Here is a 22,147-nt window from a genome sequence, read left to right on the forward strand (position 1 = left end):
TCGGCGGTGCTAGGTTACCGACAGGTATCAGTCCTGGATGCTAGCGCAGGAATGGGGAACGGTCATGACCGGAACCGATTCGGACCACCGTACAGACAATGGTCGCGGTGATACAATGGAGCGCTCGGTCCGTCTTTTCCGCGCATTTCTCCGGGAACAGCCCGACCCCGACCACTTCTACTCGACGCTGGCCGAGGACTCGGTGCGCCAACTCGCGCGGTTCACGCCCCTGAAAGGTGCCGTGCTGCTGGACGTGGGCGGCGGTCCTGGCTATTTCGCGCGCGCCTTCCGCGCGGCGGGCGCGCACTACGTCGGCCTCGACCCGGACGTGGGCGAACTGTCGGCGCGGGGCGCTCCGGAGCCGGGGATGATCAGGGCCAGCGGCACGCGCCTGCCGGTGCGCACCGCGTCCGTCGACGTCTGCTACTCCTCCAACGTGCTGGAACACGTCGCCGAGCCCTGGACGATGCTCGCCGAGATGATCCGCGCGACCCGGCCGGGCGGAACCGTGTTCGTCTCCTTCACGCCGTGGTTCTCCCCCTGGGGCGGGCACGAGACGGCCCCGTGGCACTACCTGGGGGGCCACCGGGCACGCCGCCGCCACCTCGCGAGAACGGGGCGCGAGCCGAAGAACGCCTTCGGCACGACCCTGTTCCCGGTCCGCGTCGCCACCGCTCAGAAATGGGCCAGGAATTGCGCGGACGCCGAACTCGTCACGACGTTCCCCCGGTACCACCCGTGGTGGGCGAAGTGGGTCGTCCACGTTCCGGTGATCCGGGAGATCGCGTCGTGGAACCTCGTCCTCGTGCTCCGGAGGAGGTGATCGGTCAGCGCCCGCCGGCGGCGAGGTGATCGGGTGGAGAGTTTTCCCGGTCGCGCTTGCCCGCCCGCGCCGCGGTGATCAGCGCGAAGGTTCCGAACAGTGCCAGTACGACGCCCAGCGGAATCAGCGCGAGCGGACCGGCGGTGTGCAGCAGGAACAGTTTCCCGCGACTGTCCTCCGCCCGCGCGACCGAGTCGACGATCGTCTCCTCGGTGAACGTCAGGGTGCCGTCGAGCACGGTCGTGCCCTCCGTGCCCTCCGGCCCGCGCAGGGTCTGCTTCTGCTGCTCCCGCCCCTTCACGATGATCCCGCTGACCGGCTCGACCCACATCGTGCGGGTGTTCTGGTAGTAGCGGTCGGCCCGCACCGACGGCTCGTCGCTGCCCACCAGGTCGCCCGGCACCTCCTGCTCGCGGATCTTCGTCGTCGGGACGTCCTGCACGAAGCGGTAGACCTCCAGTCCGTTCACCACGTCCTCCGCCTCGAAGCGCGCGGTGGTCGCGGTGCGGAGCGTCGTGTCGAAGTACTCGTAGTCCCGGCGCTCGGTGCCGAAGGGGAACTTGTAGTGCAGCCCCCTCTGCTCCACGTCGCGGTCGGCCTGCGTCGGACCGGCCTCGCTCTCGGTCACGTAGGACTCCGAGCACCGCTCCACCGCGGCGTTGGTGCGCCGGTCCAGGCAGACCCGGTGCTCCAGCGCGGAGATCGTCGTCCCCCGCTGGTCGGTGACGAGCAGGCCCTGGTCCCACACCATCACGTCGCCGTCCTTCACCACGTCGGGGCGGGTCAGGTTGCTCTCCACCTTCCGCGTCGCGGTCAGCTCCACGTTCCGCCGCAGCGTCATGTCCCCGGTGTAGAACACGGTCGCCGTGCCCCGCGCGACGGACTCGACCTTCTGCTCCAGCGGCACCACCGCCAGCGAGGGGTAGACGTAGAAGCGCAGGAGCAGCCCGAGCGCGAGGGCGAAGACGCCGACGCCGATCAGCACGAGCCCGACGACACGTCGCACCGGTCCTCCTCGTTGCGAGACCCAGACGCCGAGTGAGATAGACGTCACAGTGGCACGTAACTTACCCAACAGTAACCTCAGCGCAAGACGGACATCGGAGTGACTCGGGTCATCTTGACCGGTGCTGAACGGGCGGTGCGTCCACCCGGTCCCGCGGACGCGCATCCGTTCAGCCGCACGGGAAGCGTCCGGCTGGCGACCGCCGCACCGCACCGACGACCAGACCTGCTCGACGACGACCGGCGACGGAGCCGGAGGAGACGAGACACGTGGACGACTCGGAACTTCACCGCCTCGGAGCCGCGGCCCGATCGCGCCTGCTGCGCTCCGGCGGCACGAGCGCGGCGCACCTGCTCGACGTGACGCTGCGCGCGATCTCGCGCGAGCCGGAGGTGTTCGGCGACCTCGACGTCCCCGGCGCCCGCGAGGCGGCGGCGGAGGCGGACGGGCTGCTCGCCGCGAGCGACCGGCGTCCGCTGCTCGGCGTGCCCGTCGCGGTCGAGGAGGGCTGCGCCACCGCCGTGCCCGCGCTGCGCGCGGCGGGAGCGGTGGTGCTGGGCCGCACCCGCGCGGCGGACGCGGCACGGGTCGTCACGAGCGGGTGCGCGTCGGCCGTCCTGGCGCGGAACGCGCTCGGCGCGCGGACGCCGGCCGCCGTCTCCGGCGTCGTGGGCTTCCAGCCGCACCTGCCGCGCGGCGGGCCGCGCACCGGGGTGATCGCCGCGCGCAGCGCCGACGTGGCGCTGGTGCTGGACGGTCTGGGCACGGGAGCGCTCGCCGTCCCGGACCGTCCACTGAGGATCGGCGTGTCGCTGCGCGGACTCGCGCTGCACTCGCGCACCGGACCGGTGATGCGGCACGCGGTGGAGGACGTGGCCGCGCTGCTGTCGTTGCGGGGGCACGAGGTCCGCGACTCGGACGGACGACTCGCCGCGGGCGCGCGCGTCCTGCTCGCACCGCACCTGACCGCGTCGCCGCAGGAGCTCGCCTTGCTCGACCGGGTCGTCCCGGCGTCGCTGCGGGGCCTCTGCCGCCGGGTGGCCGCCGCGGAGCGCGACGTGGTCGGCGGGATGTTCGACGGGCTGGACGTGCTGGTGACACCGGGTCACACCGGAACCTCCCGCCGCGGCCCGCACCCGGCGAGCGCGCCGTTCGCTCCACTGTGGAGGGTCAGCGGCTATCCGGCCGTGTCGGTGCCGGCCGGTCGCGGTGGGAACGGGCACGCGCTGCCGGTGCAGCTCACCGCGTCCCCGGCGGCCGAGGCCGTCCTGCTCCCCCTGGCCGCGCTGATCGAGCAGGACGCGGTCCCTCCCCGAGCGCGGGGTTGACCGCGCGCCTCTTGCGGGTACACCCGCGCCGACGAGGTGAGGAGGTCCGGTCGTGGGAGTGCGAGCTGGCGCGCTGGTGGTGTGCGCCCTGGTGGCCGCGGGCTGCACGGGTGACGGGGACGGGCACGTGGTGCGGGCCGATCGCGACGGCGTCGGCGCGGCCGTGCTGGAGCTGGCCGCGGGCGCGGACTCCGTGCGGGTGGAGGCGGCGGACCTCGGCGAGGACCTGTACCGGGTGCGCACCCCGGACGGGTCCGGGGTCGAGCCGTTCCTGCACGACGAGCAGGACGACGACGTGGTGCGACTGGGGCTGCGACCGGTGCGCGACCGCTCCGGGGCGGCCGACGTCACGATCTCCGTCAGCTCGGCCGTGACCTGGACGATCCGGTTGACCGGTGGCGCGAAGAGCAAGACCGTGGACGTGACGGCGACCCGGCTGACCGGTCTGGAGATCGGCGGCGGCAGCGACCGCGTCGAGGCGGCGCTCCCGCGCCCGGCCGGAACGCTGCCCGTGCGGCTCACCGGTGGCGCGAGCACGGTCGCGCTCCACCTGACGGGTGACGCGCCGGTGGAGGTGGAGCTGACCGGCGGAGCCGGTGGGGCCACCGTCGACGGCGTGGCGCGCTCCGGCATCGCGGGCGGAACCGTGCTGAGCCAGCCGGAGTGGGCGGGCGCGAGCGACCGCTACGCGGTGGAGGGCGTGGCGGGTCTCGGTTCCCTCGTGGTGGACAGACGTCCGTGACGCGCCGGTCGCGCAGCCGGAAATACTCCGCAATCTCTCGACGGGGGTGGAGAAGCGGGGCCGTGCTGGGTACACGAACTCCACGAGGACCGGTCGAGGTGGCGTCGGGGACGTGACATCGGTGTCGCTCACCCGACCGGTTCGTGGACCAGGAAGGACCACGATGCGCACACGAGCTCTGCTCAACACCGCACTGGTGACGACCGCGGGCATCGCCCTGCTCGCCGGCTGCGGCACACCGTCGACCGGCGGAGAAGCGCAGGAGGCCAGCACGGTCGGAACGCTCACCTCCAGCTCTCCCACGACCACAGCCGCCCCGGCCAGCACGAGCGCGACCCCGCTCGCCGGCAGCGGGAACACCAGCAGCGAGAACACCGCCAGCGGAAACGCCGACAGCGGGAACACCGGCAGCACGGAGACGTCCGACACGAGCTGCAAGTCCTCCGAGCTGGCCGTCGCGCCGGGCCCGGACGGCGGAGGGGGCGGCATGCAGAAGTCGGACGCGACGCTGCAGTTCACCAACACCGGCTCCCGGACCTGCACGATGCAGGGCTTCCCCGGCGTGTCCTTCGTGACGGGCGACGACGGCCAGCAGGTCGGCCTGCCCGCCGCGCGCGAGGGCGGGGTGACCGAGGCCGTCACCCTCGCCCCCGGCGCGAGCACGACGGACTGGCTGCTCGTCACCAGTCCGGACCCGTACCCGGCCGAGACGTGCAAGCCGGTCGACGTGAAGGGCCTGCGGATCTACCCGCCGGGCGAGACCGCCGCGATGTTCCTGCCGCGCGAGGGCCGCACGTGCAGCGGCGACGTGGGCGGCCCGCTGCTCACCGTGAAGTCGGTGGGCGGCCGGTAGCCCGCACGTGGCCGCGTCCCCCCGCCGCGGTCGCGGCGGGGGGACGCGGTCGTGCTCAGGACGTGCAGGGGTTGCCGTTCAAGCGGAACAGCGTCGGCGCCGGAGCCGCGCCCGACGTCTCCGCGCGGAACCAGAACTCGCTCGTCGCGCCGGGCCTGATGGTCCTGGCCCGCGGTGCGGGCGTGACGGTCACCGTCGCGCCGGACTGGACGCTGGTGGCGTCCCACGAGTCGAGCAGGCGCTGAGCTCCGGCGAACGCGAAGCTCAGCCGCCACCCCGTCACGGCCCTGACCCCGGTGTTCGTCACCGCGACCCTGACGACGAACCCGTCCTTCCACGAGCCGACCTGCTGGTAGGACACCGAGCAGCGACCCGACACCGGCTCCCCGCCGCCCTGGTCGGCGGCGAAGCTCGCCATCCACGCCAGCGCGGAGTTCCAGTTGATCGCGACCTCGTTCGTCGAGTACGAGCCGATGTCGTCGATGAAGCACATCGCGGGCGCGCACCCGGCGAGCTTCGCCGCGGCGATCGGGTCCTGCAGCCCGGAGTTCGGGCCGCCCGCGAGCGATCCTGGCGGCGCGATCGGCAGCGACGGGTCGTTCTGGTTGGCCCAGAACCGGTGGTGCAGGTTGCGGACCGGGGCCTCGCCGTAGCCGGCGACGTAGGACTTGTTCAGCGGGTTGCGGCCCAGCACGTAGTCCACGGTCGCGAGCGCCGCGTCGCGGTACCTCGTGTCACCGCTGATGTCGTAGGCCACCGCGAGCACGACGCCGTTGTTGAGCACGTTGCTGTTGGAGCCCCAGAACGTCTCGCCTCCGGCGGGCGCGAACGGCAGGTCCCAGGCGTCGGCCTCGGCGATCGCCACGTAGCGGTTCGCCGCCGAGCGGACCGACGCGCGGACGGCCTCGCGGTCCGGCAGCGAGCTGGGCACGGTGGCGAGGTCCAGCCGGGCGATGGCCGCCAGCGAGTTCCAGGAGAACCCGGCGTCGCCGAACACGTCGCCGGTGTGGTGCGGCGAGGAGGTCACCGCGTTCAGGAAGGCGTTCTCACCGGTCGTGAGGTACAGCTCGGCCGCGGCCCAGTAGAACTCGTCGCTCACGTTCGTGTCGTCGTACGCGCCGCCGCCCGTGCTGTCGGCGGGGCTCGCATACACGTCGGGGTGGGCCAGCGCCGCCGCGTACGCGGTGCGCGCGGTCTCCAGCAGCCGGTCGGAGAACACGCCGTCGTAGGGGGCGAAGAGTCGTGCGCCCTGGGCCGCGACGGCCGCGAGGTTCAGCGTGGCCGCGGTCGACGGCGGGTGCAGCTCACGGGGCTGCGCGTCCAGCTCGGGACGCTGGGGCAGGCCGGTCCACTGCGCGTCGTGGATCTTGTGGTGCACCATGCCCGCCAGCGGCTGCCCGGCCGGGACCTGCATCCGCGACAGGAACTCCAGCTCCCAGCGCGCCTCGTCCAGCACGTCCGGCACGCCGTTGTTCCGCTCGGGGACGCGCAGCGTGCCGTCGCCCAGCGCGTCCGGGTACGAGACGGGCGCGGTCTTCGTGCGCTCGAACTGGCCGAGGAGCTGAGCCGTGGCGATGCCGCCGTTGACGACGTACTTGCCCTGGTCACCGGCGTCGTACCAGCCGCCGCGCACGTCGAGGCGGTAGTCGCACACGCCGGGCTGGCACGGCACGTCCACGTCGCCCTGGTTGGGCGCGACCTGGAGGTGGCCCGCCGGGCGCGCGTAGTCGGTGCCGACCAGCGACGCCTCGATCGGCGTGCCGCTGCGCTGGTGGTAGAAGAACGCGAGGGAGTCGCTGCGCAGCGCGTCGTACAGGCCGGGCGTGATGTCGAAGGGGTGGCTGGTCTCGCCGTCGGCGGTGAGCGTGTAGCCGGAGCCGTGCGCGGTGAACCCGCTGAAGTCGATCAGCTGGGTGGACTGCCGCGAGGACGGGTCCAGGCCGTGCGGGGAGGCGGTGCCGGTCTCCACGACCGCGCCGGAGGCGTCCTTGAGCTCCCAGCCGAGGGGCGCGGTCGCCCCGGTGACGACCGTGGCGCGCTTCGGCCCGGTCGGCAGGTACCCGACCTGGCTGACCCGCACCCGCGGCCCGGTGTCCGGTTCGTAGGCCGGCGGTTCCGCGCCGCCGCGCAGGGACACGTCGTCGACGCAGAAGGTCCACGGCTCGGCGCCGCCGCCGATCTGGAACGCGACCTGCCCGGCCGAGGTCTCCGCGGTGGAGGTGAACGTGGTGGTGAAGGTGCGCGGCTCGGCCCCGAGCGTCGTGGGCGTGGAGACCTGCGCGGTGTAGGGCGGGTCCGCGAGCTGCACGTTCGCCAGCACGGTGCGCGGCGCGGACGCCGACGCGGTGAACGAGAACTCGTAGCTCTCGCCGTCGACCAGGGTGATGGCGTTCTGGCCGATGATCGCGTCCCAGGCGTTGCTCGTGCCTCCGGCGACCTCGGCGCACAGGCGGCCGTCCACGACGGCGGCGGGCGAGTTCGCGGTCCACCACCAGGGGGCGGTTCCGGCGTCGAAGTTGCCGTTGAGGACCTGTTCCGCGGCGTCGGCGGTGTCGGAGGCCGTTGCCGCACCTCCTCCGGTCAGTCCGGCGAAGGGCAGGACGAGTGCGGTGATCAGCATCGAGCGCAGTGTTCGGCTGACGGGTGTCGGCATTGATCCTTCTCCGCAGGTCGAGTCGGACGGCCATTTCTGGGAGCGCTCCCAGAAAGAGCGTCTGTTACCTGGGCCACACTTGTCAAGCCTTGGTGAACATCTCATTACGCGCAGTGATCACCTCCCGGACCGCTCCGGGCGGAGCGGTCCGGGTCGCGGGGGATCAGCTCCGGTACGGAGCAGCGGCGGCCTTCGCCGCGACGACGAACGCCCCCCTGTTCTTCGGCCAGAAGGTGCTGTCGACGCACGAGTACGCCGGGAAGAACCCGCCGCACGTGCCGCTGGACGCGCCGACCTCGAACGTCACGCTCGCCACGCCCAGCACGCCGTAGGTGTAGTCGTCCTGGGTGCCCGTGGTGTCGTAGCCGACGGTCTCGGCGTTCGTGCCCACCAGGTAGCCGTTGTGCGCGGCCATCTTCGCGCCGAACGCCCGCATCTGCGCGTCGTTCGGGGCCCTCGTCCGCGTCCAGCCCCACGGGATGACGATGGAGTTGCCGTAGCTGTGCAGCGTGATCATCGTGCCGCGCGCGGTGAGCGGTGCCGCCGCCGTGTCCGACGATCCGCGCTGGTCGGGGTAGATGGAGCTGAACAGGCTCTCCAGCGCCAGGGTCTCCGGCTCGGACTTCGCCGCCGTGCCCTGGTAGGTCTCGGCGCACGCGGAGTTCGAGTCACCGCCCCACTTGAAGCTGGAGTTGCGGTTCAGGTCCACGCCGATGCTCGTGCCGGTGCAGCTCCCCCGGCTGGTGTTGGCGTTCTTGCGCTGCAACCGCGGGCTGTTGCCGCCGGCCGCGACGAGGTCGACGCCGTCGGGGTTCGCGATCGGCACGACCCACACCTCGGTGGTGTCGAGGATGCTCGTGGCGTCCGCGTCGGTGCCGTACCCGTCGACCAGGAAGTCGATCCAGCGCCAGGCGAGCTCCCCGGTGGACAGTTCGCGCGCGTGGACCTGGGCCATCATCGTGAAGCGCGGCTTGGTCGAGTTCGGCGTGCGCTGGCAGTCGCCGGCCTGCTTCTTGGTGATGCACACGGCGCGGACGTCGTGACCGCCGGAGAGCCCCTGCGTCTTGCGCCACGAGTCGCCGATGTCGTAGGAGGTCACGAGGTCCGGGTGCGCCGAGGCCACTCGGGACAGGTGCGCCTCGTGCTCCGCGACGGTCCGGTAGCCGCCGTAGAAGCTCGCCGCCGACACGTCGGCCGCGCCGACCGGGAGTTCTTTGTAGACGGTGTCGAACCGGGTGGGCGCGTGACCGAGCCGCGCCAGCTCGCGGGCGACGCTCCGGTCTCCGATCACGAACGCGGCGTCGGCCTCCGGCTCGACGACGTCGAACCCGGCCTCGGTCAGCGCCCGCACGTCGGACGGGGAGGACAGCGGCACGCGCCACACGAGCGGGACGTCGGTGGGCGCGGCCTGCGCCACGCCGGTGAGGGCGGCGGGGAGCACGAGCGCGGCGGCGGTCAGGAGGGTGGTGAGCAGGGATCGTGGTCGCACAGGAGATCCACCTCTCGGAAGGTGCCCGCAGGTGCAGGGTGGTCACACGGGCACGCTCAGTGTGCGCGGCGCGCACCGGGGACGACATCACCCGATGGTCGGGAACGGCGCACCAGCTCTTCACGGTGTGCGCGGCGGATGTGATGGGAGCCCGGAACCCCGGCGGAGCACGCGGTCTCCCCGCGACGAGCGAGGGGCGCCCCCGGAGTCCGGGAGCGCCCCTCGTCGTCGAGTGCGGTGGTGGCGACGACCGTCGGCCCGGTGCCGCCACTACCCCACGGGCGTGGGATTGACCCTGCCCGTCGAGCCGCGACCGGTTGCGGACATGTGTGCGACTTCCCTCCACCAGAGGAGTGTCCGTGCCTGAGCTGAGGGACACAGGTATAGCAGTTCGACCTCGGCCGGGTCGCGCCCGAAGGGGAGTCCTTCGCGCCCGATGCTTGCCCGTTCTGCCTCAGTCCAGGATGCGGGCCAGTTCGACCCTGGAGCGCACGTCGAGCTTGGCGAACACGTTGCGCAGGTGGTGCTCGACCGTGCGCGGGGACAGGAACAGCTGGGCCGCGATCTCCCGGTTGGTGGCTCCGAGCGCGGCCGAGCGGGCGATCTGCGCCTGCTGGGGCGTCAGGTCGCCACCGGTCGAGCGGGGCGGTCCGTCGCCCGGCGCACCCGCCGCGCGCAGTTCCGCGCGGGCCTTCGCCGCCCACCGCGCGGCGTCGTACCGCTCGAAGATCCGGACGGCCTCGGTCAGCAGCACCCGCGCCGCGCCCGGCTTGCGGTCCCGGCGCAGCCGCTGGGCGTGGAACAGCTCGGTCTTGGCCAGCTCCAGCGCGGTGCCGCTCGCGCGGTGCAGCCGGACGGCCTCGGCGAAGTGCTCGTCGGCGACGCCGGGACGCTGGGCGAGCAGGCCGCGGCAGCGGTGCGCGAGAGCGCGCCTGGCCGCGCTGCCGGTGCCGTCGGACCACGCCTCGTAGTGCTCCAGGGCGCGCAGCGCAGCGTCCCGCTCGCCGCACCCCAGCGCGGCCTCCACGAAGTGCGGCACGGCCATCACCCTGACCGCCGCGTGCACCGGTCCGGTGCCCACCGCCATCAGGCGCAGCCGGTTCAGTGCGTCGGCGGGCCGGTCGTCGAGCAGGTCGACCACGGCCAGCGCCCACGACGCCAGCGCACCGAGCTTGCCCAGTCCCCCGCGCGCGACGCCGTCCGCGGCGGCGGACGTCCGGTGCAGCGCCGTGTCCCGGTCGCCCAGCGACGCGGCGAGCACCGCGAGCACGGCGGCGTGGCTCAGCGCGCAGTTGCGCTGCCCCACGGCCCGCGCGGCGCGCATCCCCTCCGCCGAGGCCGCCGCCGCGGCGGCGTGCCGGTCGATCAGCAGGGCGGCGTGCGCCAGGTGCAGCAGCGACCACGGCACGAGCGCCGTGATCCCCTGCCGCGCGGAGCCCACGGCCCGCGTCGCCAGCCCGTGCGCCCGGTCGCCGTCGCCCAGCGCCCACGCGGCGTGGCTCGCCCAGATCAGCGACGTGGTGCCCACCCGGCCGGCCGCGGTCGCGACGACGCGGCGCAGGGGCGCCAGGGCGTCGCCGTGCCGCCCGTCGAGCATGGCGGCCACCCCCTCGACGTGGTCGAGCATCAGCGCGGTCTCCGGCGGATCACCGGCGCGCCGCCAGCGGGCGGCCCGCCGGGCGACGTCGAGGTAGCCGAGGTGGTCGCCCGCGATGTCACCGGCCTCCGCGGCGAACACCAGCGCGGTCGCGCCGAGCGCCCGGTGGGTGGGTTCCAGCCGGTGCGCCGCGTCGAGCAGCAGCCTCCGGGCCTGGGCGGGCGCGCCGTCGCCGAGTTCGATCCCGCCGCCCACGAGGTCCGCCAGGCCGCGCAGGTCCCGCGCCGTGGCCAGGGGCCGGATGCGGCGCAGCAGCGTGCGGGAGCGGCTGGTGCCGCCGTCCCGCCAGCAGTCGGCCGCGGCGGACAGCAGCCGCGCGGCGCGGGCGTGCTGGTCCGAGGTGAGCGCGGCGGAGCGCCAGAAGGAGCGGGAGGAGGTGGCCCAGTCGTTCGACGACCTCGCCGCCGCGGCCTCGGCGGCGAGGTCGTCGGCCAGGTCGTCGTGCGGCCCGGTGGCCGTGGCGGCGCGGTGCCACAGCCGCCGCACCCGCTGCGCCGACCGGTCGAGCGTCCGCGCGAGCCGCGCGTGGGCCTCCGCGCGGTCGGCGAGCGGCGCGTGCGCCTCCAGCGTCGAGCGCACGAGTTCACCGGGCACGGTGACGCGGTCGCCGTCGACGTCGAGCAGCCCGCGGCACCGCGCCTCGTCCAGTGCGGCCAGGTCGGCGCCGGACGCCGCGACCGCCTCGTCGAGCCCGAGGCGGTCGTCGACGACGGCGAGCAGCACGATCGCGCGCGCTCCGGCGGACAGCGCGTCGAAGCGGGCGGTGAGCCGGGCGCGCAGCGCGCTGTGCCGGGGCAGCGCCCCCGGAGCGGGCTCGCGTCCGCACAACTGCGCCGGGGTGAGCGCGCGGGCGAGGTCCACCAGCGCACCGGGACTGCCGCAGGCGAGGTCCACGAGGTCGTCGGCGAGGTCGTCCGGCGGCGGCGGGCTGATCAGATCGGCCAGCAGCAGGCGTGCCGCGGCCTTCCGCAGCGGCGCGAGGTGCAGCCCCGGCAGCCCGGCCAGCGGGTCGGCCGCGCCGCGGACCTCGGCGACGTCGGTCGCGAACAGCAGCACGGCGGGTTCGGCGACGAGCCTGCGGGCGCAGAACACCAGCACCTCCAGGGAGGTGCTGTCGAGCAGGTCCGCGTCGTCGACGCGCAGCAGCAGCGGCCGTTCGCGGGCGCTCACGGTCAGCAGCCGGTGCACGGCGGCGCTCAGCGCGAACGGGTCGGCCGCCGGCCCGGCGCGGTGGCCCGCGGCGACCGCGAGCAGACCGGGATGGCTCCACGAGTGGGTCTCGATCCGGTCGGCCAGCGGTTGCAGCAGGCGGTGCAACCCGGACAGCGGCACGGCCGTCTCGGTCGGCGCACCCGCGGTGGACAGCACGGTGAAGCCCTCGGCCAGCGCGGTCGCCGCGTCGAGCAGCGCCGTCCGGCCGCTGCCGGGCCCGCCGCGCACGACGTGCGCCGAGCCCCGTGCCGCGCGCGCGGCGTCGACCGCCCCGCGCAGCAGGGCCAGCTCCGCACCGCGACCGCGCAGCGCGGCGCCCACCGGCACCCCGTGAACCCCGGTGACCATGCGGTCAGTCTCGTCGGCGGGCCGTCGCGGCGGAAAGCCCCGTGCGGCGCAAGCGGTTCACAGTTGTCGAAACCCGTCGACCGGACCGTCGAACCGGGTGTCGAACAGCGGAGGAGCCGGGGGCCGCGCACCGGTGGATCGACCGATGCCGCGCGCCGCGCGGCTCACGAGACTGCGAACTCCCACCCCACGAGGAGGATCGATGCGTCGGCTCATCAGCACCCTGCTGACCCTGCTGACCGCCACAGCGGTCGTCACCGTCGGCGCGGGCACCGCGAACGCGGAAGCCCGCACGCCGGTCGTGTTCGTGCACGGCTACAACAGCAGCGGATCGACGTGGAACTCGGCGAAGGCGGTGTTCCGCACGGCCGGGTACACCGACGCGGAGCTGTTCGCGTTCACCTACAGCTACAACCAGTCCAACGCGACGTCCGCCGCGAACCTCGCGACGTACGTGACGCAGGTCCGCAACCAGACCGGTGCGGCGAAGGTCGACGTCGTCAACCACTCGATGGGCGGGCTCGTCAGCCGCTGGTACGTCAAGCAGCTCGGCGGCACGGCGTACGTGAACCACTGGGCCTCGCTCGCCGGCGCGAACCACGGCACGACCATCGCCTCGCTGTGCTCGGCCTATCCGTCGTGCCAGCAGATGACGCCGGGCTCGTCGTTCCTGAGCACGCTCAACTCCGGTGACGAGACGCCGGGGACGGTGAAGTACCGCACCTGGTACTCCTCGTGCGACGGCGTGATCAACCCCTACACCAGCACGGCGCTCACCGGCGCCACGAACACCCTGACCTCGTGCACCTCGCACGGAGCCTTCCTCACCAGCAGCACGATCCTCAACCAGGTGGTGTCCTTCCTGGGCAGCTGAGACGCCACCCCTCCGGTGGCCGGATCGCCCCCTGCACGATCCGGCCACCACGGGATGTTTGGAAACGCGGGCCAGTGGGCAGTGATCGGGCACATCGTGATCATCGCTGTCAGAGAGGCCCGACCCATGCGCACGACCACCCGTTCGGCGGACCAGTGGCTGTCCCTGTCCCACGCCCAGCTCGTCGAGCAGGTGCGGCGCTGCACCAGGGAGCGGAACCCCGGCACCTGGGACCGGGTGCGCGAGCACCCCGTCCTCGCCGCGCGCGTGCGGGGCGTCCTGTCGGCGCTGCGCGCGGAGACGTCCGTGACGCGCGACGCCGCCATGTGGGCGCTGTGGATCTCGCAGGCGCAGCAGCGGCTCAACGCCCCGGCTCCCGCGCCGGTCGTCACCGCTCCGACGCTGCCCAAGCAGGTGATCCGCGAGCCCGAGATCACGCTGTCGGTCCCCGCGCCCGCCGCCAGGCCCGTGCGGCCGGTTCCCGTCGTGCAGTTCAGCTCCCCGGACGCGTGACGCGAGTGCTGCTCCCACCAGGTCTGATCCGTCCGGTTCGTCACTCGGACGAGGTATGAGCCGTCCCCCTACCGGGTAATCGCCGGAGGTGACGGTTGAACCGGCGAACATCGACGATCTGATCGCGGACTTCCGCGTCGACCACAGCGACGAGGACGACCCGGTGCTGCTGCGCCGCGACGGCACCCCGGTGGACACCTGGCGGGAGAACTACCCCTACGACGAGCGGATGCAGCGCGAGGAGTACGACCGCGAGAAGCGGCTGCTGCAGATCGAGCTGCTGAAGTTCCAGTACTGGGTCAAGGAGACCGGGCAGCGCCTGGTCGTGCTGTTCGAGGGACGCGACGCGGCCGGCAAGGGCGGCACGATCAAGCGGTTCACCGAGCACCTCAACCCGCGCGGCTCGCACGTCGTGGCGCTGGAGAAGCCCTCGGAGCGCGAGAGCACGCAGTGGTACTTCCAGCGCTACGTGGCGCACCTGCCCTCCGCCGGGGAGATCGTCCTGTTCGACCGCTCCTGGTACAACCGGGCCGGTGTGGAGCGCGTCATGGGCTTCTGCACCGACGAGGAGTACCGGCGCTTCCTGCGTCAGGCCCCCCGCTTCGAGGACATGCTCGTCGAGGACGGCGTGCACCTGGTGAAGTTCTGGTTCTCGGTGTCGCAGAGCGAGCAGCGCACCCGGTTCGCGATCCGGCAGGTGGACCCGGTGCGGCAGTGGAAGCTCAGCCCGATGGACCTGGAGTCCCTGGACAAGTGGGACGACTACACCGCGGCGAAGGTGGCGATGTTCCGGGAGACCGACACCGAGCGCGCGCCGTGGACGGTCGTCAAGAGCAACGACAAGAAGCGGGCCCGGCTGGAGGCCATGCGCAGCCTGCTGATCCGCTTCGACTACACGGGCCGGGACGACGCCGTGGTGGGCCGCCCCGACCCCGCGATCGTCGGCGCGGCGGCCACGCTGCTGGAGGCCGGCGAGGACGCCACGGACCTCTCGCCGACCCCCCTGATCCCCCACCGGTCGGACTGGACCGAGCCCGGCCTGCACCCGCGGAGGTGAAGCCCGGTGCGGCCGGTCAGGAGCCCCGCAGCGCCGTCACCATCTGCACGAGCTGGCGGCGCAGCCCCTCGTAGTCGTCCACGGTGCCCAGGACGGCGGGGTCGTCCCGCTCGGCCTCCAGCGCCGTGGCGTGGGCACGCCGCCCGGCGTCGGTGACGGTCACCGTGACCCGGCGCCGGTCCCGCTCGTCCACGGCCCGCTCGACGTACCCGGCCTGGCGCAGCCGGTCGACCGTGCGGCTGATGGTCTGGTCGGTGACCTGGCAGCGCTGGGCGAGCTGCCGCTGCGACAGCTCGCCGGAGCACAGGACGTGCAGCGCGATGAGCCCGGCGTGCGTCAGGTCCAGCCCCGCCAGGTACCTCTCCCACGAGCGCTCCACCAGGCGCGCGGCCACGGACAGCAGTCGGCCGGTGGGCCAGGTCGCCACCTCTCCGACCACGTCGTCCCCGTTCGAGGTGACCTCCGTCACGCTCGCATCCTCCCGTCGTGCGAAACCCTCAGCGGACTGAACAATAATGTTCAGCGGACTGAACGATTGTTCGTCCCGTCCACCGCTCCAACGACATCAGAGGACGACAGTGACGCCTCCGCCGACCACCAGGGCACCGTCCACGCGCAGAGCGCGAATCCTGCGCCGGGTGCTGCCGGCACTGCTCGTCGTGGCCTGGCTCGGCATCGGCGGAGTCGGTGGCGCCTACCAGGGCAAGCTGAGCGACGTCGAGACCAACGACAACGCCGCGTTCCTCCCCGCCAGCGCCGAGGCCACCGAGGTCGCCCGGCTGCGCGAGACGTTCGCCGAGCAGCAGCTCCTGCCCGCGATCGTCGTGTTCGAGCGCGACGGCGGTCTCACCGACGCCGACCGGGCGTTCGCCGTCGCCCGGAGCGAGGCGGCGAAGGACCTCGCCGAGCAGGTGTCGCCGCCGATCCCGTCGGAGGACGGCCGCGCGCTCCAGCTCGTCGTGGCGCTCGACGGCGCGGACGAGGAGGGCTCCGTCGAGGCCGTGAGCACGCTGCGCGAGTCCGCGCGGCAGGACCGCCCCGACGGCCTGACCGTCCACGTGACCGGCCCGGCCGCGCTGGTCGCCGACCTCGGCGAGGCGTTCAGCGGGATCGACGGGCTGCTGCTGGTCGTCACCGCCGTCGCGGTCGCGCTGATCCTGCTCGTCGTCTACCGCAGTCCCCTCCTGCCGCTGGTGGTGCTCGTGTCGGCGGCGTTGGCGCTGTGCCTGGCCGTGCTGCTGGTCCACCAGCTCGCGGCGGCCGACGTCATCGCGCTCAACGGCCAGAGCAGGGGCATCCTGTTCATCCTCGTGTTCGGCGCGGCCACGGACTACGCGCTGCTGCTGGTCTCCCGCTACCGCGAGGAGCTGTACCGGGAACGCTCCTCCTGGACGGCCGTGCGGCGGGCCCTGCGCGCCACGGTCGCCCCGATCACCGCCTCGGCGGGCACCGTGATCGCCGGCCTGCTGTGCCTGCTGTTCAGCGACCTCAACTCCAACCGCGGCCTCGGCCCGGTCGCCGCGATCGGCATCGCGGCCTCGCTGCTGGCGTGCCTGACGTTCCTGCCCGCCGCCCTGGTCCTGCTGGGCCGCGCCGCGTTCTGGCCCTTCCGCCCGAAGGTCGGCGACGACCGGCGCACCCGCGAGCACGGCGTGTGGCACCGCGTGGCCGACGCGGTGCGGACCAGGCCGCGCCGCACCTGGGTGATCACGACCGTCGCGCTGCTGGTCGCGGTGGCGTTCCTGCCGCAGTTCCGGGCCTCCGGCACCGCGCAGACCGACACCTTCCTCGGCGACGTCGACTCGGTCGCCGGTCAGGAGGTGCTGGGCGAGCACTTCCCCGGCGGCTCCGGCTCCCCCGCGGTGATCATCGCCGCGGCGGGCTCCGCGGCGGGGGTGGCCGACGCGGCCCGCGCCGTGGACGGCGTGGCCGACGTCCGCTTCACCGGCTCCCCCGAGCAGCCGCAGGTCGTGGACGGGCGGGTCGAGCTGAGCGCGACGCTCACCGACGCCGCCGACAGCCCGGCCGCCGTGGACACCGTGCGCGCCCTGCGGGACGCCGTGAGGGCCGTGCCGGGATCGGACGCGAAGGTCGGCGGCCCCACGGCGACGCAGCTCGACACGCGGACCACGGCGACGCGCGACCTGGGCGTGATCATCCCGATCGTGCTGGCCGTGATCTTCCTGATCCTGGCGCTGCTGCTGCGGGCGCTGGTCGCGCCGCTGGTGCTGATCGGCACCGTGGTGCTGTCGTTCGCGGCGACGCTGGGCCTGTCCGCGCTGGTGTTCAACCACGTCCTCGGCTTCCCCGGCGCCGATCCGAGCGTGCCGCTGTTCGCGTTCGTGTTCCTGGTGGCGCTCGGCGTGGACTACAACATCTTCCTGGTGACGCGCGTCCGCGAGGAGGCGCTGGCCCACGGCACGGCCGAGGGGACGTCCCGCGCGCTCACCGTGACCGGCGGGGTGATCACCTCGGCGGGCGTGGTGCTGGCGGCGACGTTCTCCGCCCTCGCCGTGCTGCCGATCCTGTTCCTCGCCCAGATCGCGTTCCTGGTGGCGTTCGGCGTCCTGCTCGACACGCTCGTGGTGCGGTCGCTGCTGGTGCCCGCGCTGATCACCGACATCGGCCGGCGCACCTGGCTGCCGAGCGCGCTGGGCAGGCGGCCTACCGCGCCGCCGCCGCGCGGTGACGAGACGGGGACAGCCCGTACCGGCTGACGAACGAGCGGCGCAGGGCCGCCGTCGAGCGGAACCCGCACCGGGCCGCCACCTGCGCCACCGGCAGCGTCGTGGACGTCAGCAGGTGGGCGGCGGCCCTGGTGCGGGCGTCGCGCACGAACCGGTCGGGCGTCGTCCCGACGTGCCGGGTGAACAGCCGGACGAGTCGCCGCTCGCCGATCCCGGCCCGCGCCGCGAGCACCGCCGCGCTCAGGTCGCCGTCCAGCGTCGTGACGACGTGGTCCACGACGTGCCCGACGACGGGGTGCTCCAGCGGTGCGGAGACACCCTCCGGGACCGGCCCGCCCGGCGGCCGGGGCGAGGTGACCAGCGTGCGGGCCACCCAGCGCGCGAGGTCGGCGCCGTGGTCCTCCTCGACCAGGCAGAGCGTCAGGTCCAGCGCCCCGGCGATCCCGGAGGCGGTGGCCACCGCTCCGTCGCGCACGTGCACCGGACGCGGGTCGACGTCGACCGCCGGGTGCGCGGCGGCCAGCCGCTCGACGTCGTGCCAGTGCGTCGTCACGCGCTTGCCGTCGAGCAGCCCGGCGGCGGCGAGCACGCCCGCGCCCGTGCACACCGACGCGACGCGGCGGCTCTCGCGGGCGATCCGCCGCACGTGCCCGGTGAACCGCCCGTCGGCCGCGGAGTCGCCGTCACCGAGGCCACCGGCGACGACGAGGGTGTCCAGCGGCCCGGCGACCCGCTCCAGCGATCCCCGGCCGCGCAGCGAGAGCCCGGAGTCGGCGACGACGTCGTCGCCGCCGGGGCTCACCACGCGCGTCCGGTACGGCGGGAGGGCCCCGATCCGGTTGGCGACGTCGAGGGTGGACGTCACGCACGCGACGTCCAGCAGTTCGCTCGTCCGGCAGGCGACCACGACCACGAGGCGTTCGTCCACGGACCCCACGGTAGGGCCGGTGGACGTGATCGACGGGTTCACGGGCACGTGTCCGGCGAACACCACCCGCTCCGGTGCACGGGCCGCCGCCGGCACGGCGGGTTCCCCACCACCCCGCGGCGCGGCGGTCCGGCCGCCTGCTCGCGTTCGCCGACCGTCGTGGGCACCGCTCCGGGGTCGTCCACGAGGCGGCCGGCGGCGGGCTACGCCTCGCCCAGCTCCGCGAGCACGGTCTGGGCGATCCTGAAGGCGCTGTTCGACGCGGGCACGCCCGCGTAGGCCCCGGTGTGCAGCAGCACCTCGCCGATCTCCTCGGCCGACAGCCCGTTGCGCACGGCCGCCCGCACGTGCATCGCCAGCTCGTCGTGCGCGCCCAGCGCGGTCAGCACGGCGAGGGTGACGCACGACCTCGTCCTGCGGTCCAGTCCCGGCCTGGTCCAGATCGAACCCCACACCGACGAGGTGATGTAGTCCTGGAACGGCTCGGTGAACGGGGTCGTCGCGGCGACCGCTCGGTCCACGTGGTCGTCGCCGAGCACCTCGCGGCGCACCGTCATGCCCTCGTCGTGGCTCACGCGACGCTCCTCAGGTGGTCGACGATCAGCCGACTCGTCCTCTCGGGCTGCTCCGCGGTCACCAGGTGCGCGCCGGGGTCCAGGACCTCCAGGCGCGCGCCGGGGACCGCGGCGGCGATGCGCTCCAGGTGCGGCGGCGGCGTGGCGGGGTCCTGGGCGCCGGCGACGAGCAGGGTCGGCGCGGTGATCCCCGGCAGCCCCGGCTCCAGGTCCGCGTCCCCGATCGCCGCGCAGCACGACGCGTAGCCCTCGGCGGAGGTGCCGGCGACCATCGCGATCAGCTCGGCGGGCACCTCGGGGTGGGCCAGGGCGAAGCCGGGGGTGAGCCAGCGCCCCACCACGGCCGCCGCGACGGCTCCCGTGCCCCGCGCGCGCACCAGGGCGGCGCGCTCGGCCCAGCTCTCCGGCGGCCCGAGCCGGGCGGAGGTGCACAGCAGCACGAGTCCGCGCAGCCGTTCGGGCGCGTGCTGCGCGAGCCACGTCCCCACCATGCCGCCCAGGGACAGGCCGACCCAGTGGACGCGCCGCGCGCCGACGCGGTCGAGCAGGGCGAGGACGTCGCCGCCGAGGTCGGCCAGCGAGTACGGGCCGGGCGGCACGGGCGAGTGGCCGTGCCCGCGGTGGTCGTGGCGCACGACGCGGAACCCGGCGGTCACCAGCGGCCCCACCTGCGCGTCCCACGTGCGCAGGTCGCTGCCGAGCGAGCCGCTGAGCACCACGACGTCCCCGTCCGGCGGTCCCTCGACGAGGTGGTGCGGGACGACGGTCATCGGGAGGTCCTTCCTCGGTGCGCGGCGACGGCGCGGGCGGTGAACTCAGCGGCGCTGCCGACGTACCCGGCCGGGTCCAGCAGGGCGGCGACGGCGGAGCGGTCGAGGTGCGCGCCGACGAGCGGGTCGGCGGCCAGCAGGTCCGCCAGCTCGCCCCGCCCCTCGGCGACCCGGCGGCAGCACGCGGTCACGGCGTCGTGCGCGGCGAGGCGTCCCGCCGCGGGTGCGAGGGCGGTGGTGACGCGTTCGGCGAGCAGCAGGCCGCCGGTGAGACCGACGTTCGCGCGCATCGCGTCCTCGTCGACGCGCAGCCGCTCCAGCGAGGCGCGCAGCCAGTGCGCGGCCGATCCGGTGGCGCGCAGCAGGGACCGCAGCGGCACCCACTCGGCGTGCCAGGAACCGGCGGCCCGCTGGTGCTCCTGCGCCATCGCGGCGAACAGCGTGGCGACGAGTCCGGGCGCCTGCTGCGCGGACGCCACCGCGGCCACCGCGGCGACGGGGTTGCGCTTGTGCGGCATCGTCGACGATCCGCCGGTGCCCTCCGGGCCCTCCTCGCGGACCTCGGCGACCTCGGTCTGCGCGAGCAGCACGACGTCCCGCGCGACGGTGGCGACGGCACCGCACGCCCCGCCGAGCGCGGCGGCCAGCTCCGCGACCCTGGTCCGCTCGGTGTGCCACGGCGCGGCCTCGCGCAGCCCGAGCAGCGCGGCCAGCGAGGTGAGCACGGCGGGACCGCGCTCCCCCAGCGACGCCAGGGTGCCCACCGCCCCGCCGAACTGCACGGCCAGCCGGTCCGCGCGCACCCGGACGAGCCGGTCGGAGGCCGCGTCCACACCGGACAGCCAGCTCGCCGCGACGACGCCGAACGTCGTGGGCAGGGCGTGCTGGAGCAGCGTCCGGCCCACCTGGACGGTGCCGGCGTGCCGCTCCGCCAGGTCGGCCAGCAGGTCGCCGCACACCCGCAGGTCGATCAGCAGCACCTCCAGCGCGCGGTGGGCGACGAGCATCGCCGCGGTGTCCACGACGTCCTGGCTGGTCGCGCCGAGGTGCACGATCCGTCCGGCCGCCCCCGCCCGATCGGTCAGCTCCCGCACCAGCGGCCCGGCGGGGTTGCCGGTGCCCGCCGCCGCCCGGCCGAGCGCGGCGGCGTCGTAGGACGACGGGTCGGCCGCCGCGTCCGCGACGGCGGCGGCGTCGGCGGGGTCGACGAGTCCGTGCTCCGCCTCCGCCGCCGCGAGCGCGGCCTCGAAGTCGAGCATGGCCCGCACCCAGGCGGTGTCGTCGGTCAGGTCGCGCACTCCCCCGGCGGCGAGCACGCCGTCGAACAGGCCGGTGGCGTCAGACATCGAAGAAGACCGTCTCTCCTTCTCCCTGCAAGCGCACGTCGAACTCGTAGGTCTCCTCGTCGGCACGCCTCGCGACCAGCGTGTGCCTGCGCTCCGGCGGGACGACCGCGAGGACCGGGTCCGCCTCGTTGGCCTCGGCGTTCTCCGGGAAGTAGATCCGGGTGGCCAGGCGCTGCACGATGCCGCGCCCGAGGACGGACACGGCGACGTGCGGCGCCTGCCCCGGGGTGGCCCCCGGCAGCAGCGTGAGGACGCGGTAGCGCCCCTCCGAGTCGGTGGGGCAGCGCGCGAACGCCCGGAAGCCCTCCGGCGGGGGCACCGCGCCGCGCGGGTCGTCGGGGTGGTCGAACCGGCCGTCGGGGTCGGCCTGCCAGGTCTCGACCAGCGCGTCCGGCACGGGAGCGCCCTCGCCGTCGCGGACGACACCGGTCAGCCACACCGCGCCGGGCGTGCCAGCGGCCACCGCGAACGGGCCGTCCTCCCAGGGCAGGCCGATCGCGAGGTAGGGGCCGACGGTCTGCGAGGGGGTGCTCATCCGCCGTCCTCGTCGTGGGGTTCCTCGAACGGCGTGGCCTCCCGGCCGCGCAGCACGACGTCGAACTCGTAGGCGAGCGCCCACTCCGGGACGGTGCGGTCGTGGTCGTAGCGCGCCACCACGCGCTGACGCGCCTTCTCGTCCGGGATCGAGTTGACGATCGGGTCCTGGAGGAGCAGCGGGTCGCCGGGGAAGTACATCTGCGTCACGAGGCGCTGGGCGAACGCGGTGCCGAACAGCGAGAAGTGGATGTGCGCGGGCCGCCAGGCGTTGTCGTGGTTGCGCCACGGGTAGGCGCCGGGCCGGATCGTGGTGAACTCGTAGCGGCCCCGCGCGTCGGTCAGCGTGCGGCCGACACCGTCGAAGTTCGGGTCCAGCGGTGAGGGCCAGCGGTCGTTCGCGTGCCTGTACCGGCCGCCCGCGTTGGCCTGCCACACCTCCACCAGCGAGTCGCGCACCGGCGCGCCGTCGCCGTCGAGGACGCGGCCGTGCACGACGATCCGCTGCCCGAGCGGCTCACCGGCGTGCTGACGGGTGAGGTCGTCGTCGTGCTCGCCGAGCCGGCCGGGCCCCAGCAGCGGGCCGGTGATCTCGGTGAGCCGGTTCGGCACGAGCACCAGCGGTTCCCCCGGGTGCCGCAGGGCGGTCGACCGGTAGCCCGGCGAGTCCAGCGGCGCGTGGGTGCCCTCCGGGTCCCTGCGGTAGCCCCGCAGGGAGGGACCGGAGCCCCGTGCGGTCGGAGCGACCATCT

At 74.1% G+C, this 22,147-nt stretch carries 19 protein-coding genes; 8 read left to right on the forward strand and 11 right to left on the reverse strand.

Annotated elements, in window-relative coordinates; genetic code table 11:
- Positions 1-115: 115 nt before the first annotated feature.
- Positions 116-823 carry a class I SAM-dependent methyltransferase gene (locus IMZ35_RS20320; protein WP_199442723.1) on the forward strand — a complete coding sequence of 236 codons (708 nt, stop codon included), beginning with the start codon at positions 116-118 and terminating at the stop codon, positions 821-823.
- A 4-nt stretch (positions 824-827) separates the two neighbouring features.
- Here IMZ35_RS20320 and pgfA read toward each other — a convergent pair whose 3' ends face one another.
- On the reverse strand, positions 828-1,829 hold the full coding sequence (gene pgfA, locus IMZ35_RS20325; RefSeq protein WP_199442724.1) for a cell envelope lipid trafficking protein PgfA: 1,002 nt from the start codon (positions 1,827-1,829) through the stop codon (positions 828-830).
- 269 nt (positions 1,830-2,098) lie between these two features.
- Between pgfA and IMZ35_RS20330 the strand changes: the two genes are divergently transcribed.
- The 3 genes from IMZ35_RS20330 to IMZ35_RS20340 all read left to right on the forward strand — a co-directional run bounded on the left by IMZ35_RS20330 (position 2,099) and on the right by IMZ35_RS20340 (position 4,752).
- Positions 2,099-3,157, forward strand: coding sequence for an amidase family protein (locus tag IMZ35_RS20330; protein ID WP_199442725.1), 1,059 nt, complete (start codon positions 2,099-2,101; stop codon positions 3,155-3,157).
- Between the two features lie 52 nt (positions 3,158-3,209).
- A complete protein-coding gene (locus tag IMZ35_RS20335) occupies positions 3,210-3,899 on the forward strand; it encodes a hypothetical protein (RefSeq protein WP_199442726.1) in 690 nt (229 codons plus the stop codon).
- A 163-nt stretch (positions 3,900-4,062) separates the two neighbouring features.
- The gene (locus IMZ35_RS20340; protein ID WP_199442727.1) at positions 4,063-4,752 is read left to right on the forward strand and encodes a DUF4232 domain-containing protein; all 690 of its coding nucleotides are present in this window, start codon (positions 4,063-4,065) and stop codon (positions 4,750-4,752) included.
- Between the two features lie 55 nt (positions 4,753-4,807).
- Here the strand turns inward: IMZ35_RS20340 and IMZ35_RS20345 are convergent, their stop codons facing one another.
- From IMZ35_RS20345 to IMZ35_RS20355, 3 genes are all read right to left on the reverse strand, one after another.
- Complete coding sequence (locus IMZ35_RS20345) at positions 4,808-7,372, reverse strand: glycoside hydrolase family 9 protein (RefSeq protein WP_199442728.1); 2,565 nt, start codon at positions 7,370-7,372, stop codon at positions 4,808-4,810.
- 196 nt (positions 7,373-7,568) lie between these two features.
- Positions 7,569-8,894: a M14 family zinc carboxypeptidase gene (locus IMZ35_RS20350; RefSeq protein WP_307868466.1), complete on the reverse strand. Its 1,326-nt coding sequence runs from the start codon at positions 8,892-8,894 to the stop codon at positions 7,569-7,571.
- A 454-nt stretch (positions 8,895-9,348) separates the two neighbouring features.
- Positions 9,349-12,111 (reverse strand): helix-turn-helix transcriptional regulator, encoded by a 2,763-nt coding sequence (locus IMZ35_RS20355; protein ID WP_199442729.1) that lies wholly within the window; start codon positions 12,109-12,111, stop codon positions 9,349-9,351.
- A 202-nt stretch (positions 12,112-12,313) separates the two neighbouring features.
- Between IMZ35_RS20355 and IMZ35_RS20360 the strand changes: the two genes are divergently transcribed.
- From IMZ35_RS20360 to ppk2, 3 genes are all read left to right on the forward strand, one after another.
- On the forward strand, positions 12,314-12,985 hold the full coding sequence (locus tag IMZ35_RS20360) for an esterase/lipase family protein (RefSeq protein ID WP_199442730.1): 672 nt from the start codon (positions 12,314-12,316) through the stop codon (positions 12,983-12,985).
- Between the two features lie 126 nt (positions 12,986-13,111).
- Positions 13,112-13,498 (forward strand): hypothetical protein, encoded by a 387-nt coding sequence (locus IMZ35_RS20365; RefSeq protein WP_199442731.1) that lies wholly within the window; start codon positions 13,112-13,114, stop codon positions 13,496-13,498.
- A gap of 88 nt (positions 13,499-13,586) precedes the next feature.
- Positions 13,587-14,555, forward strand: a complete 969-nt coding sequence (gene ppk2 / locus IMZ35_RS20370; RefSeq protein WP_307868468.1) for a polyphosphate kinase 2 — start codon at positions 13,587-13,589, stop codon at positions 14,553-14,555.
- A 16-nt stretch (positions 14,556-14,571) separates the two neighbouring features.
- Here ppk2 and IMZ35_RS20375 read toward each other — a convergent pair whose 3' ends face one another.
- Entirely contained in the window at positions 14,572-15,024 is a 453-nt protein-coding gene (locus IMZ35_RS20375) for a MarR family winged helix-turn-helix transcriptional regulator (protein WP_307868470.1), read from the reverse strand.
- Between the two features lie 169 nt (positions 15,025-15,193).
- Between IMZ35_RS20375 and IMZ35_RS20380 the strand changes: the two genes are divergently transcribed.
- Positions 15,194-17,272 (forward strand): MMPL family transporter, encoded by a 2,079-nt coding sequence (locus IMZ35_RS20380; RefSeq protein WP_307868473.1) that lies wholly within the window; start codon positions 15,194-15,196, stop codon positions 17,270-17,272.
- Here the strand turns inward: IMZ35_RS20380 and IMZ35_RS20385 are convergent.
- From IMZ35_RS20385 to pcaH, 6 genes are all read right to left on the reverse strand, one after another.
- Positions 17,220-18,170, reverse strand: coding sequence for a GlxA family transcriptional regulator (locus IMZ35_RS20385; RefSeq protein ID WP_199442733.1), 951 nt, complete (start codon positions 18,168-18,170; stop codon positions 17,220-17,222). The genes IMZ35_RS20380 and IMZ35_RS20385 overlap by 53 nt on opposite strands.
- Before the next feature lie 203 nt (positions 18,171-18,373).
- Entirely contained in the window at positions 18,374-18,745 is a 372-nt protein-coding gene (gene pcaC, locus IMZ35_RS20390) for a 4-carboxymuconolactone decarboxylase (protein ID WP_307868474.1), read from the reverse strand.
- The gene (gene pcaD, locus IMZ35_RS20395) at positions 18,742-19,515 is read right to left on the reverse strand and encodes a 3-oxoadipate enol-lactonase (protein ID WP_199442734.1); all 774 of its coding nucleotides are present in this window, start codon (positions 19,513-19,515) and stop codon (positions 18,742-18,744) included. Before pcaD ends, pcaC begins: the two co-directional genes overlap by 4 nt.
- Positions 19,512-20,861, reverse strand: a complete 1,350-nt coding sequence (gene pcaB / locus IMZ35_RS20400) for a 3-carboxy-cis,cis-muconate cycloisomerase (protein ID WP_199442735.1) — start codon at positions 20,859-20,861, stop codon at positions 19,512-19,514. The genes pcaD and pcaB overlap by 4 nt, the downstream gene beginning before the upstream one ends.
- Entirely contained in the window at positions 20,854-21,396 is a 543-nt protein-coding gene (gene pcaG, locus IMZ35_RS20405; RefSeq protein WP_199442736.1) for a protocatechuate 3,4-dioxygenase subunit alpha, read from the reverse strand. Before pcaG ends, pcaB begins: the two co-directional genes overlap by 8 nt.
- Entirely contained in the window at positions 21,393-22,145 is a 753-nt protein-coding gene (gene pcaH / locus IMZ35_RS20410) for a protocatechuate 3,4-dioxygenase subunit beta (protein ID WP_199442737.1), read from the reverse strand. The genes pcaG and pcaH overlap by 4 nt, the downstream gene beginning before the upstream one ends.
- Positions 22,146-22,147 lie beyond the last annotated feature (2 nt).

It is taken from the genome of Umezawaea beigongshangensis, assembly GCF_016464305.1.
Taxonomy (GTDB): Bacteria; Actinomycetota; Actinomycetes; order Mycobacteriales; family Pseudonocardiaceae; genus Umezawaea_A; species Umezawaea_A beigongshangensis.

What these genes read in the sequence shown, in the direction of transcription:
- IMZ35_RS20355 (WP_199442729.1), bottom strand. Translation starts at nt 12,111, where the DNA reads ATGGTCACCGGGGTTCACGGGGTGCCGGTGGGCGCCGCGCTGCGCGGT.
- pcaD (WP_199442734.1), bottom strand. Translation starts at nt 19,515, where the DNA reads ATGACCGTCGTCCCGCACCACCTCGTCGAGGGACCGCCGGACGGGGAC.
- pcaH (WP_199442737.1), bottom strand. Translation starts at nt 22,145, where the DNA reads ATGGTCGCTCCGACCGCACGGGGCTCCGGTCCCTCCCTGCGGGGCTAC.
- IMZ35_RS20320 (WP_199442723.1), top strand. Translation starts at nt 116, where the DNA reads ATGGAGCGCTCGGTCCGTCTTTTCCGCGCATTTCTCCGGGAACAGCCC.
- IMZ35_RS20345 (WP_199442728.1), bottom strand. Translation starts at nt 7,372, where the DNA reads ATGCTGATCACCGCACTCGTCCTGCCCTTCGCCGGACTGACCGGAGGA.
- IMZ35_RS20340 (WP_199442727.1), top strand. Translation starts at nt 4,063, where the DNA reads ATGCGCACACGAGCTCTGCTCAACACCGCACTGGTGACGACCGCGGGC.
- IMZ35_RS20360 (WP_199442730.1), top strand. Translation starts at nt 12,314, where the DNA reads ATGCGTCGGCTCATCAGCACCCTGCTGACCCTGCTGACCGCCACAGCG.
- IMZ35_RS20365 (WP_199442731.1), top strand. Translation starts at nt 13,112, where the DNA reads ATGCGCACGACCACCCGTTCGGCGGACCAGTGGCTGTCCCTGTCCCAC.
- pcaG (WP_199442736.1), bottom strand. Translation starts at nt 21,396, where the DNA reads ATGAGCACCCCCTCGCAGACCGTCGGCCCCTACCTCGCGATCGGCCTG.
- pcaB (WP_199442735.1), bottom strand. Translation starts at nt 20,861, where the DNA reads ATGTCTGACGCCACCGGCCTGTTCGACGGCGTGCTCGCCGCCGGGGGA.